Origin of the sequence: Pseudomonas sp. HN11 (genome assembly GCF_021390155.1) — a bacterium.
Classification (GTDB): domain Bacteria; phylum Pseudomonadota; class Gammaproteobacteria; order Pseudomonadales; family Pseudomonadaceae; genus Aquipseudomonas.
The window spans coordinates 1,196,197-1,209,316 of sequence record NZ_CP089985.1; the positions used below are offsets into that span (position 1 = coordinate 1,196,197).

7 protein-coding genes are annotated in these 13,120 nt (G+C 60.6%); 3 read left to right on the forward strand and 4 right to left on the reverse strand.

Translation table 11 applies throughout. The annotated features are described in order from the left end of the window. From LVW35_RS05405 to LVW35_RS05420, 4 genes are all read right to left on the reverse strand, one after another. Window positions 1-6,516: an NEL domain-containing protein gene (locus tag LVW35_RS05405; protein WP_233894111.1), complete on the reverse strand. Its 6,516-nt coding sequence runs from the start codon at window positions 6,514-6,516 to the stop codon at window positions 1-3. A gap of 65 nt (window positions 6,517-6,581) precedes the next feature. Next, entirely contained in the window at window positions 6,582-7,709 is a 1,128-nt protein-coding gene (locus LVW35_RS05410; RefSeq protein ID WP_233894112.1) for an OpgC family protein, read from the reverse strand. Between the two features lie 272 nt (window positions 7,710-7,981). Continuing rightward, complete coding sequence (locus LVW35_RS05415) at window positions 7,982-9,601, reverse strand: FMN-binding glutamate synthase family protein (RefSeq protein ID WP_233894113.1); 1,620 nt, start codon at window positions 9,599-9,601, stop codon at window positions 7,982-7,984. Between the two features lie 28 nt (window positions 9,602-9,629). Continuing rightward, complete coding sequence (locus LVW35_RS05420) at window positions 9,630-10,394, reverse strand: helix-turn-helix transcriptional regulator (protein ID WP_233894114.1); 765 nt, start codon at window positions 10,392-10,394, stop codon at window positions 9,630-9,632. 93 nt (window positions 10,395-10,487) lie between these two features. Here LVW35_RS05420 and LVW35_RS05425 point away from each other — a divergent pair, with 93 nt between their 5' ends. The 3 genes from LVW35_RS05425 to LVW35_RS05435 all read left to right on the forward strand — a co-directional run bounded on the left by LVW35_RS05425 (window position 10,488) and on the right by LVW35_RS05435 (window position 13,118). Next, complete coding sequence (locus LVW35_RS05425) at window positions 10,488-11,303, forward strand: carbon-nitrogen hydrolase family protein (protein WP_233894115.1); 816 nt, start codon at window positions 10,488-10,490, stop codon at window positions 11,301-11,303. Window positions 11,304-11,418: 115 nt separating this feature from the next. After that, on the forward strand, window positions 11,419-12,744 hold the full coding sequence (locus LVW35_RS05430) for an APC family permease (RefSeq protein WP_233894116.1): 1,326 nt from the start codon (window positions 11,419-11,421) through the stop codon (window positions 12,742-12,744). Between the two features lie 101 nt (window positions 12,745-12,845). After that, complete coding sequence (locus tag LVW35_RS05435) at window positions 12,846-13,118, forward strand: type B 50S ribosomal protein L31 (protein ID WP_071488679.1); 273 nt, start codon at window positions 12,846-12,848, stop codon at window positions 13,116-13,118. The last annotated feature ends 2 nt before the right edge of the window (window positions 13,119-13,120 follow it).

Sequence of the window (13,120 nt, forward strand, 5' to 3'; positions counted from 1 at the left end):
TCAACTCACCTGCTGAGCCAGTTGCGCCGCTTCGGTCAACTGGCGCACCAGGCGGTTGCGCTCGGCGATTTCCAGTTCCGCCAGGGATTGGCGACGTTCCAGATAGACATCCGAGCGCCTGTCGGGCACCTCCTGGTCCAGTACATTCAATTGGTGGCGGATGACGTTGTTGATGGTCGAGAAAGGTTCCGGATAACTGCGGGCCAGGTATTCGATCCAGAAGTCCTCCATCAACAATGAGTTCTGCGCCGCCTGGGTCTGACTCAGGGCTGCAAGGGTAGTGTGCGCATCGGTGATGTCCTGCTCACTCACCCAGTCCTCTACGGAGTAGAGCATCTCTTCGCGCCGGATCGGCAGGTTGTAGGCATCGCGGAATTTGAGCCGGTAATAGAGTGTGATCTCGGCATCATCCGGCTGCCCCTCGTTGGCACGCAGCCGTGCGATGTGCGCATCGGCCAACTCATCCACCTGGCGCAGGTAAAACAGGCCCTTGGCCAAGGCCAGCAGTTCACGGTCAGCCTGATTGCTGCCCGCCTGTGACCGTGCCTGATGAACCTGGTGTTGAAGCTCCATGTTGATAAATGCCAGGATCGCGCCATCGCCGCAGGTACCCGCGACATAGGTGTTGAGGAATACCTGATTGCGCAGTTCAGTGGACTCGCCCATGGCATCCAGCAGGTGCCAGACGCGTTGGGTCAATGCTTGCTGGGTGGCGGCGTTGCGCCGGTAGGCGAATGACTGGGTCAGGTCACGCAGCACCCTGAAGGTGTCATCCGGTCTGGCGCCATCGCTGTTCTGCAACTGCTTCCACAAGTTCTGGCGTTGCGTGTGTTGTGCCGAGGGTACGCCAACCAGCCAGCGGCTTACATCAATCGCCATCGCCTGCTGGTGCAGAATGCCGGGCAATGCCCCTCCCAGAACAATGCCGGTACGATTGCGGTAGTCGCGGATCCTGCCCAGCGTTTCATCGCTCAGCGGGTTGTCATGCAGGATGGTATTGCGGTTGGTCGGCCCCATGCGGATATCGGAAAACACGGCTTCGGGCACGGTCGTCAGGCGGTTTTCCTGCAATCGCAGACTGCGCAGGCTGCTGCGTCCTTCGGCGCCGATGGGCCAGTGTTCAATGTTGGTCTGGCGCAGCGACAGCACTCTAAGGCGCGTCATGCGCGAAACGTCCGGTGTCAGGCCCAAGGGGTTGCCGTCCAGATGGATTTCGTCAAGCTGTGTCATCCCGGCCAGGCGCTCGCGCGATTCGCTTGTCAGCACAATGGCATTGTCGTTCAGGGCCAGATGCTGAAGCTGTCGCATGCTGGTCAGGTTAGTGGGCAGCTCGTTGAGCATGCAGTCGATCTGCAATTTGATGAGCCCGGGGAATTTACCGAGAAAGTCGTTGCCGGTCGCCGGGAAGGTATCGCCCTGGATCATTAGAAATTCAATATGCTCGAAGCCGCGGGTGCCCAGCATGAACGCAGGGTCGGGCAAGCTATTGCCATCCAGGCGCAATATCAATTGGTGGCTGTCGAACAGCCCTGAGGCACTGTCGTAGGCCATATGGGTTTCCCGACGCCATGCCGCCAGAATGTGGTTTTTCAGGCCGGTGCGTACGCCATAGTTCCAGCCCACCGGGTCTGTGTCGGGGTCGTCCACAGGCTGCGCTGTTTCGACCCAGCGATCCAGTTCGAATGCCAACGTCCGGTATTCGGCTTCACGCCGTTGCAGTTCGATCAGCGCAGCAGGTTCGCTCATGTTCAGCGATTCGAGCAGGTCGTTGGCCTGCGCCGTGCTGAATCTGGGGTAGATGTCCTTTACTTTGGCGACCAGGTCCACCGGCTGGTGACCATTGAACGGCCACAGGCTGCGCAGAGAGAACGGATAAGCCTGGAAAGAACTGTTGACGTTCATTGGCGGTTGCAACCACGGCGGGATATGCGTCAGCCCCAGCAGCGATTTGATCGCCACGCGTTGGTTCAGGGCCAGTTCGGCAATGGCATGGCGCAGCGCAGCCGGATCGGCGTTGTCATCCAGGCCCAGGTTTCCGCGTTCGGTCTTGTCCAGTATCAGCACCACGGCGCTAAGCAAGTCGAGGGTGCTGTCGTCCGGCTCATTGAGCAGGCGACCCTCACGGTCATGGCTCTGGTAACCCCCATCGATTTTCACCAGGGTACGCCGGTCGGTGCCACTGGTTTGACCGGCGTGTGTCAACAGCGGGCCGGTGGCGCTGGCATCGCGGATATCCAGGCGCAGGCTCAACGGCCAGCCAGGTATATCCTTGAGTAGGTGCACCATGATCTTTTCGCTGTCAGGGTTCGCCAGGGTGCTCAAGTAGAGACCTTCATAGGCCCGGTTCAAGCGTGCGTCGTCGGCGGTGAGCCGCGCCTGCTCGGCCAGGCGCAGGCCGACCTGGTCCTGGGTGTGCAGTTGCTTGATCTCCTTGGGGCTCGACTGCTCGAGAATGGCGGTGATGGCGCTGAGGGGCAATTGCGGGTAGTGCACTTGCAGGCGGCGCTCCAGTGATGTCGTGCCGCGCTCGCTCTGGGCGTAGAGGATATCGAACAGCTGTGCGCGTTCACGCCAGGCATATTCAGCGATTTTCTTCGACAGTTTGAACAGTCGCTCTTCTTGGGAGGTGGGCAACTCACCCAGCAGCACGCGGCAGAGCTGATCGTTCAGGGCGATATTTTTCAGCGGTTCCAGGCTGCGGCTCTCTGCTTCCGTCAGGCGGACAGCCTCGGCATTAGCCGCGTGTTTACTCGGATAGCGTCGAATCACACGGCCCTGGCTGTCGACGATTTCCAGTGCGTGGGTGGCGGGCCAGGCCGGCAGGCTGCTGATCAACTGCAATTGCAGGGACGGACGTGCGTTGCGGGTGGCGGAATAGACGCTCATGGCCTTGATGAACTGCAGGATCTCGCGTTCGATGCGAAAGCGTTTGCTGGTGTCGTGCAGCAGCGGTGGCGGCGGCAGGCCGCTGCTGTGTACTTCGCGTAACGCACGGGCGGGGGTGTCAGTGAGGCGCATGATCTGCGACGCCGTGGACTGGTCGACGTTGAAGTCTTCAGACCCCAGGCGATAGAACAGCCGGTGATCGTCCCAGGCCATCGGGTTTTCACTGGCCAGGCGCCAGGCGCCTTGACGGTTGTGCTCCAGCAGGGGGGTGTCTACACCGACTTTTTTGGGGTGCTTGAGGCGCCATTTGCGCACGCGCTTATCGAAGGTAATCGGGTACAACGAGCCATAAAGCGGCAGCAGTTGCTCACCCTGCCATTCGTAAATCCCGGTAGCGTCGGGCTTGAGGTCATGGGGCAGGACCGCGCTTTGCTCGTATTGCCCGAGGGATTGGTCGAGTAGGCTGACGTGGCCTTCGGAGCCGCGTTGAGCGCTCATCAGGTCACCCAGGGTCTTGCGCAGACCCTTGGCATCACTGGCGGTTTTCATCCCCAGTTGCTGCCGCTCACCGGGTTGCAGCACTGAGCCCACGGCCAGGTAGAAACTGTCCACGGCCGGCGATACCGGGATGGGGCCCGCGTTGCGCATATCGTAGGCCTCATAGCGGCCCTGGCCGTAGTACAGCAGTTCAACGGTGGTGTCATCGGGGCCGCTGGATACATAGCGGTTGGTCGGTGTGCCGCTGCTCATGTCGGTGATCACGCAGTGTCGATTGAGCGTATTGAGCAACAGGCTGGTAGTGAATTCACGGGCCCACAGATCGGTGTCCGGATCGTACTTCCTGGCGGAGTAGAGGCCGTCGATGATCGCATCCAGGCGCAGCGCCGTGCGGTGGTGCTCGAGGTTCTCGTGCACCGCCGGGGGCAGGCTGGCGTCGCGCAGAAATGTCGCCTGTTCGGTGTTGCTCAGCGGTGTCGTCAGGAGCAGTTGCTCCAGGTTGGCCGGGGTCAGTGGCGGGTAGAGCCCGCGCAGTTTTTTCAGCAGCGGAGTGACTTCAACCAGCGGCGGCGCGACTTTGATCGGCAGCAGTTGTCGCGCATCGATATCGGCCGGCACCTCGCCCCGGGCGTAGCCGTTGTAGCGGGTCATGGCGGAGAAAAGCTCGTGCCGCTGCGTTCGCGCCAGCTCGCTGATTTGCAGGCGGACCCTGGCGATGCGCTGGTCTTGGGACAACAGTGGGCTTCCCTCTTTGCCCAACAGCGAGTGTGTGGGTTGCTGGCTGAAGATCAATTCGAACAGTTGCTCTTGAGTCGGCACGCTGGTGATCGGGTCGGTCAGGCGGCCGTAGGTACCGTCATCCCTTCGCATCAGGTCAAGGGTGTAGGTGAGCCCAGACTCACGGGCAGCGTAGGTTTCGATCAGGCTGCCTTGCTGATTGTGCACGTTGATGCGAGCCTCGGCGGGCCAGGCTGGCACGTAGGGCAGCAGGCACAGTACGGCGCCGTCGGCATGCGCAGGCATGTGGCCGCGTCGGTGGAAGTCGTTGATCAACTGCTCGATCACCCGGTCTGCCTGCAGGCGGCGTACCCCTTCGGTGAGGTTGATCGGTGAAGGGTTGCCCGCCCAGATGCTGTCGAGGGTCGCGCGGTCGGCGGCGGTGCTGCGCAGCATGTTTTCCATCTCGGCCCTGGGCACGGTGCTCGAGCCATCGGGAAGCATGCGCTCGGCCAATTGGATATCCGAAAGGGTATGGGCGTTATGCAAATCCAGGACCCAGGCCTGCACGGTCGGGTCGAACACGATCGGCGCAGCGAACTGGCCGCCGTATTCAAGCTTGAGCACAAAGCGCATGGTTTTCACGTCGTAGCTGACTTCAACCACTTGGCGCTCTTCGCCGGCCTGCAGCCAGGCATAGTGCCTGCCATCGATCTGGTAGACGCCTTGGGCATTGGCGATCTGGCCGTCGAGCAAGTGCTGGTCGACGATGGCATAGGGTGTGATCGCCGGTGTCCAGAGGCGGTGTTCGCCGTTGCTGTCAGTCACTTTGCGTGGGCTGCCCAGGCGCTGGAACAACTGATGCATGCGTCGGGTATGCACGCGTCCTGCGGTGGTGATCAGCAGGCCGTTGATGGCCAGGTCCGCGGCGTCCGCCATGGCTGCGGCAAATTCGCTGGCCTCACCACGGGCCGCCTGATTGATGCCCACCACCAGGCTGTGGGCCAGACTACCAAACACGGCCACTTGCATGATGCGGTTCAAACCGGTGACGCCACCGGGCACCGGAATCATCAGCATCTCCAGTATTTCCTGGGCGATCGCGGCAGCACCGTCGATCAACGCCTGCCGGTCGCGTGCCGAGCGGCTGGTGGCGAGCACAGCGAGGTTTGCCTCATAGCGAAGGACCTGATAATTGGCGCAGGTGTGTACCAGGTCTTTCTTGTGGTTGCGGCTGTTGTCCGGCGTGAACCGCAGGCTGTCGAGGGAACGTTGCGGGAACAACCGGTGAAAGGCGTCATACAGAAATCCCGCCGCCGCGCTCAGACCGGCCGGGCGAGGTTGCTCCTTGAGCAGCTGTTTGAAACTCTGCATTTCAGTCATCGGCAATTGAAGGGCAAACCAGCCCAGGTCACCCTGGCGATGGCTGTCTTTGAGTTGCTGGACGAAGTCTGCATTGGCCTGGCGTGCGTCGGTGTGGTAACGCAAGGCGCCGCCGGGGCGGAACGGAAAATAGGACAATACCCCCAGGCTGGCTACGTGGATCAACAGCAGCGGTATGGGGATAGTGTCTTGGTTGAGCCCGATCGTTTCTGTCGGCAACAGTGTGATCCCGGTGTTCATGCCCAGCGTGTCGAAACCCAGCGGCTCACCCTTGCCATTTACGGCGTCAACCACCCTTTGGTAATGCGCCTGGCTTACGCCGGTTGTCGTGCGATTGCGGTAGGCCTCCAGTGCTTCGAACAAAAGGCATGCGCGGGTACTGGCTTGCAACAGCGAGTGAAGTTTTCCTCCGTCTTCAAGGCTGGCTTGCAGGCGCGTCTGGAGTTGGCCACCCAGGTCCAGCTCCCGCACGATCTCGATGAATCGTTCTACCGTCAGTGGCAGATTCTCGGCACCGCTGAGGTAGGAAGCGTCGACAAACGAGTGCCCAGACGATTGGGGGTTGGCCGTGGCGAAGTCGAAATTCAGGCAGGCGGCGTCCCAGAGTGACAAGCGGGACTCATGGGCACGGTACTTCCATTCGTCGTAGGCACGGCGCAAACGCCGGTTGATTGAGTTTCGCAGAGGCTCGCTGGTGCGGGGCTCCCAGGGCAGTGGCGGTTCCAGCTTTTCTAAATAGCGAGTGTTGAGGTACAGCGCCTCCGGGTCCAGCCCGCCGAGCTTGCTGCGTAGCTTTGCAAGGCCATCTGTCTTGAAGGCTTGGCGGATGGTGGCGTTTTCACGCTCCACCGCCTGGAGTGCCTGGTGGGCTTCGCGTTGCAGCCTGACGTAATCACGTTGCTGTTGTTCGGTCAGGCTGCTCATGGTTCGCGTCAGGGTATCGCGGATCATGGTCAGGGCTTGTTGGCGGGCCCAGGAATCACTGGATTGCAGGTTGCCCGACAAACCATTGAGCAGTTGATCGGTAGGCATGGGCCATTTCCTTTCACGGGGTAAGTGGAAGGACAATGGAAGCACTCGCCCGGCGGTGCCGGGCGCTAGGTATGTAACGCGGGCCGAGGTTGCTGGTCCAGGCGCTTGATCAGATCCAGCCAGGCGGCGAGGCCAGCCATCAATAGCGCGCCAACGGCAGCGGTGGTCAACTGCATGACGACGGCATCGTTGGCCAGGGCGTTGATCATGTCCGCCAACGGGGCGAGTACCACCCCCAGGCAAAACACTTCCAGGGAATAGCGGCCCATGCGGCAGGTGTGTTGCGCCAGCCTGTTTTCGGTCCAACCACGGCCGGGCAACAACTTGGCGGTGACATACGCCAGGGCGAGGAAGTGCACCAGGCGCACCGGTGATAAATCGGTCTTGCTGATGGGGTAGAGCAGATCACTTAGCGCCGACGGCATCAGCGCATCGTGAGCCTCGGGCCAGCGCCACGACAAGGTGAGTACTGCGGCGCACAGCACGTAGATTGCCGAAGCCACAAACAATGGCTGACGTGACAGCGGCCGGGTCTCGACCGGCTTTGGCCGTTGGCTGTGCATCGCCGCCGCGCCACCGAGCACAAACAGCAACTGCCAGGTGACCGGGTTGAAGTACCACACACCGTCGGCAATCGCCCGCAGGTTCCAGCCCATCCAGGGCGCCAGCAGGTAGATTGCCAGTGACACGGCCACCACTACCGCTGTCTTGCGCACCATCAGCGGCAGTACCAGCGACAATCCCGCCAGCAGTACGATGTACAGCGGTAGCGGGTCCATCAGGTTGGGCTTGAAGCGCAGCAGCAGTTCATCGGTGAGGGCCTGTTGCGGGTGGGTGACAAAATGCGTCAGGCCCATCTCCGTGACCAGGTCGCGGGTTTCCACATGGCTGTTGGCGAAGAACACGATGCCCATCAGCAAGGCCAGCAAGAAGATATGCACGACATACAACACCCACGCCCGGCGCAGGATTTTCAGGCAGGCCATCCAGTAGCCGTCGCGTTGCATGATCTTGCCGTAGGCGAGGACGGCGGCGAAACCGGCGAGGAATACAAACACCTCCGCTGCATCGCTGAAACCGACATTGCGCAGGGTGATCTGGCCGAGGGGGTTGTGGGGGACGTGATCCCAGAAAATGAAGATCAACGCCAGGCCCCGAAAAAAATCGATGCGTGGGTCGCGTCCGTTAGGCATGGCTACGGGCTCTTGAACAATGAGTTTAACAAGGACAGGTGGGCGAGGGCGTTGTCTACGCCGCACGTCGGGCGGGCGCAGGTTGGCGGTATTTGTAAGCAATTGCAAAGGTTGGGTATTACTGAATGTTTTGAGACTGCGCAACGACACCCATGGCAGTTGAACTTCCGTGTTCCAACGATGCTACGGGTGGCGCGGTTCAGTGGGCATCCAGTGCAGCCTGGTGGGGCCATTCTTCGACGAAGATAAAGTGTCCAGGGTCGTTCTGACCTTTATGCCACTGCGACTTCATGGGGTTCAAAACTGTCTGCCCGCGCCATTTGCCACATGCGCGAGTAAAACTCGCCGTTCACTTCACCGGTCAGCAATTCACCGGGTTTGAGAAACACATGCAACTGCGAGAACAACTTGATCTCAGTCGCCGACATACGTCGTACCAAGTGTTTGGCCGACAGTTGCGACGGGTGATCCAGGCCGGCGGCGGCGAGCATTTCCGCCAGGGCCTTGAGGGTGTTGCGGTGGAAGTTGAACACGCGCTGGGCCTTGTCTGGCACTACCAGGGCGCGCTGGCGCAGCGGGTCTTGAGTTGCGACGCCGGTCGGGCATTTGTTGGTGTGGCAGCTTTGGGACTGAATGCAGCCGATGGCAAACATGAAGCCCCGCGCCGAGTTGGCCCAGTCGGCACCAATGGCCAGGACGCTGGCGATGTCGAAGGCGCTGACGATCTTGCCGCTGGCGCCCAGTTTGATCTTGTCGCGCAGGTTCAGGCCCACCAGAGTGTTGTGCACAAACAGCAAGCCTTCACGCAGCGGCACGCCGATATGGTCGGTGAACTCTACGGGCGCGGCGCCGGTGCCGCCTTCCTTGCCGTCGACCACGATGAAGTCAGGGAGGATGCCGGTTTCGAGCATGGCCTTGGCGATGCCCATGAATTCCCACGGGTGACCGAGGCAGAACTTGAAGCCCACCGGTTTGCCACCGGACAGCTCACGCAGTTGGGCGATAAAGTGCATCAGTTCCAGCGGCGTGGAAAACGCGCTGTGGCGTGACGGCGAGATGCAGTCTTCGCCCATCATGATGCCGCGGGTGTCAGCGATTTCCTGGGTGACTTTGTGCTTGGGCAGGATGCCGCCGTGGCCGGGTTTGGCGCCCTGGCTCATCTTGATTTCGATCATGCGCACTTGCGGGTTCTGCGCCTGCACGGCGAAGCGTTCCGGGTCGAAGCGGCCGTCGCTGGTGCGGCAGCCGAAGTAGCCGCTGCCCAGTTCCCAGGTCAGGTCGCCGCCGTTTTCACGGTGATATGGGCTGATGCTGCCTTCACCGGTGTCATGGGCGAAGTTGCCCAGCTTGGCGCCCTGGTTGAGTGCGCGAATCGCGTTGGCGCTCAACGAACCAAAGCTCATCGCTGAAATATTGAATACCGATGCCGAGTACGGCTGGGTGCATTGCGGGCCGCCGACCATCACGCGAAATGCGCTGGGGTCGCTGAGCGGCGCCGGGCGCATGGAGTGGCCAATGAATTCGAAACCCGACTGGTACACGTCGATCAGGGTGCCGAAGGGTTTGTCGGCGGTTTCATTCTTGGCGCGCGAATACACCAGCGAGCGCTGGGCCCGGGAGAAGGGCAGCGCGTCGCTGTCGGACTCCAGCAGGTACTGGCGGATCTCCGGGCGGATGGCTTCCACCAGGTAACGGATATTGCCCAGGATCGGGTAGTTGCGGCGCACGGCGTGGGGGCTTTGCAGCAGGTCGAAAATACCGATCAGGCTCAACACGCCCGTGACCAGTGTGATCGGCCACAGCCATTCGTGTTCGATGAAGGGGAGGCTGGCGAGGGTGAAAATGACGCACACGGCAAAGAAGGCGTAACGGCTTAGTAACGACAGGCTCATACGGTTTTCCTGGGTTCGGACTCATCGGCTAGGCGTTTTGCGCCTGTAGAAAGATCGAGAACAGCTCTGACTGGGATTTGATCCCTAGCTTGCTGTAGATGTGTTTCTTATGGACTTTCACGGTTTCAACAGAGATTTCCAGCTTACGAGCGATTTCCTTGCTGGAGCAACCACTGAGCATCAAACGGCCCACATCCAGCTCACGGGCAGTGAGTTGCGCGCCCCAGTCATCATTCTGGATCGGCGGTTGCGGGGTGCTCACCTGGTTGAGTTCATGGGGCAGGCGCTGGCGCAGCAGGCTCACGACCCAGGGTTGGATCAACGACAGCAGGGCAATCTGCTGCGGGTCAAAGCGCTGCTTCGAGCCCAGAGACAGGCACAGGGTACGCCCATCCGGCAGGTGGCAATTGAACTGGATTTCATCGGCCACCACGTTCAGGCGGAAGTAGCGCTGGTAGTACTCGGTGAGTTCGAAGTGCTCGGGTGCGACTTCGGCCAGACGCAAAAGCCCGGTGCGCGCCTGTTCGCGGCTGGCGATGTAGAAGGGATCGAGCAGGTACAGGCCGTTGAGGTAGTCCTGGAACAGAGGGTCCGGCGTGCCGTCGGCGCCCGGGCATTCGGCGAATACCAGCGGGCGGTGCTCACTGCTGAACAGCAACACCACCCAGCTGTCGGACGGCACGTACTGGTCCAGCAAGCGGACAAGCTGGGCCCAGAAATTGGGCTGGTCCAGCGCGTCTATCATTTGCCCCACCGCACGGTGCCAGGCGATATCTTGCAGCGACATGGTCATTGATCTACCCCTATCGGGTTACCCCCGCCGCGTGATTCCCTGGTGGGTTGTGGCTGCGCATACTGCGGCACGGATAAAGAACAAGGAATACCCATGAAGGTCGAATTCGCCCAGTTGGCCGGTCGTGATAACGACACAGCTTACAACCTTGAGCGCGCTTTGGCGGCAATTGCTGCCTGTGCCGACGATACGCAACTGATCATATTTCCGGAAACCCACCTGACCGGTTTCCCCACGGCTGAGACCGTCGCGGCCATCGCCGAACCGCTGGATGGCCCCACTGTGCAGGCGATTATCCAGGCCGCCCGTGCGCACAACGTCGCTGTGGTTATCGGCATCGCCGAAAACGATGGCGGCCAGTTCTACAATGCCACCTTGCTGATCACCCCTGAAGGCATCGCCCTGCGCTATCGCAAGACCCACTTGTGGCCGTTGGAGCGAGGCGTCTTCAATCCCGGCGACCGTTACTCCACGTGTGTGTGGAACGGCCTGCGCGTCGGCCTGTTGATCTGCTACGACATCGAGTTCCCGGAAACCGCCCGCGCCCTGGCGCAATTGGGTGCCGAATTGCTGATTGTCACCAACGGCAACATGGATCCGTACGGTCCGACCCATCGCACCGCGATCATGGCCCGCGCCCAGGAAAATCAAGCTTTTGCGCTGATGGTCAACCGTGTGGAAGAGGGCGATGGCGATCTGCTGTTTGCCGGCGGCAGTGCATTGGTGGACCCGTTTGGCACCCTGTTGTTCGAAGCGGGCCGTGAGGAGGGGCAATTCGCGGTCGAGCTGGTTCTCGGCCAACTGGCAGCGGCGCGCCAGGACTACCGCTACCTGGATGATCAGCGCATGAAATTGCCGGGGGAGGTGATTGAGCACACTGACGGCACGCGCGAACTGCTGATCCCTTAGTTAGGCCTGTAGTGAGCGGGAGAGCCCGTTCACTACAGTCAACATAAGAAAAACGACACCTGCTTCACCGACTTCAGTTCTGCCATAAATCTAATAATTGCGCGGAGAATCACCCATGGCTCGTTTGCAACGCACCCTGTCGTTAGGGTCGGTGGTGCTGTTTGGCATCGCTTATATGACGCCGATCATTGTGCTCGGCACCTTCGGCATCCTGGCGCAATCCACTGCGGGAATGGTCCCCGCCGCTTACCTGGCCGCCTTGGTGGCGATGTTTTTCACCGCCATGAGTTACGGGCGAATGGCTTCGGCCTTTCCGGTGGCCGGTTCCGCCTACAGCTACGTGCGCAAGGCCATCAGCCCCAAGCTGGGCTTTATCGCCGGTTGGGCGGTGTTGCTCGACTATCTGTTCCTGCCCATGGCCATCTGGCTGATCGGTGCGGCTTATCTGAACTCAGCCTTCCCGGCGCTGCCGCAATGGGTCTGGGTGCTGGCATTTATCGGCATCACCAGCGCCATCAACATCGTCGGCCTCAAGCTGGCCAATGGCATCAATGCGTTGCTGATGCTGGTGCAATTTCTGGTACTGATTGCCTTTGTGGCGCTGTGCATCCATTACATCGGTGGTGACGCGAGCAAGCCGCTGTGGACCATCGCCCCATTCTTCAACGGCCAGATGCACATGCCGTTGATCATGAGCGGTGCAGCCATCGCCTGCTATTCGTTCCTGGGTTTTGATGCAGTCAGTACGCTCACCGAAGAAACCCGCGACCCACGCCGTACCATCCCATGGGCGATCATGTTGATCACCTTGATCGGCGGGCTGATCTTCGTGGCGGTGTCCTACTTTGTGCAGGTGGCCCATCCGTCATTCGAGTTCACTAATGTGGATTCAGCTGCGTATGAAATCGCGCGCAATATCGGTGGCGACCTGTTTGTGTCGATCTTCCTGATCGGTCTGATTGTCGGCCAATTCGCCTCGGGGTTGTCGGCCCAGGCCAGCGGCTCGCGTTTGTTGTTCGCCATGGGCCGCGACGGTGTATTGCCCAAGTCGTTCTTCGGCACCTTGCATGCGCGCTTCGGCACACCGGTCAACAGCATTCTGTTGTGCGCGGTGGTGGCGCTGCTGGCGTTGAAGCTGGACGTGACCACTTCCACGTCGTTCATCAACTTCGGTGCGTTCCTGGCGTTCAGCCTGGTCAACCTCTCGGTGATCTTCCACTACTGGATCGGCGCCAAGCGGCGTGGGCTGCGTGAGTTGATCCTGTTCCTGCTATTCCCGTTCATCGGCCTGCTGGCGGACCTGTGGTTGATGGTCAGCCTCGATCATTTGGCGATCTACCTGGGCCTGGTGTGGTTGGCGATCGGCGTGGTTTACCTGGGCGTGCTCACGCGCGGGTTTTCACGACAGCCTCCGGAAATGGACTTCCAGGAAGCCGCATAGAAGCTGCGGGCCTATGCTTATTGCAATCGGTTCTCGTTTGGGTGCGTGATTTTGTGTTACTGTATAACGCATCAAATGCACCCAGACGCCCCGGAGGCCTTATGAAAGCTGGTATCCATCCTGACTACCGCACCGTGCTGTTCCACGACACTGCCGCCGACGTGTTCTTCCTTATCGGTTCCACTGCCGACAGCGACCGCACCCACAAGCACAGCGATGGCAACACTTACCCCTACATCCCGCTGGACGTGTCCAGCGCCTCGCACCCCATCTACACCGGCCAACAACGCAAGACCCAGGCCGAAGGCCGGATCGCCGGCTTCAACAAGCGTTTCGCTTCGTTTGGTTCGAGCCCGAAAAAAGCCGAAGCATGAGC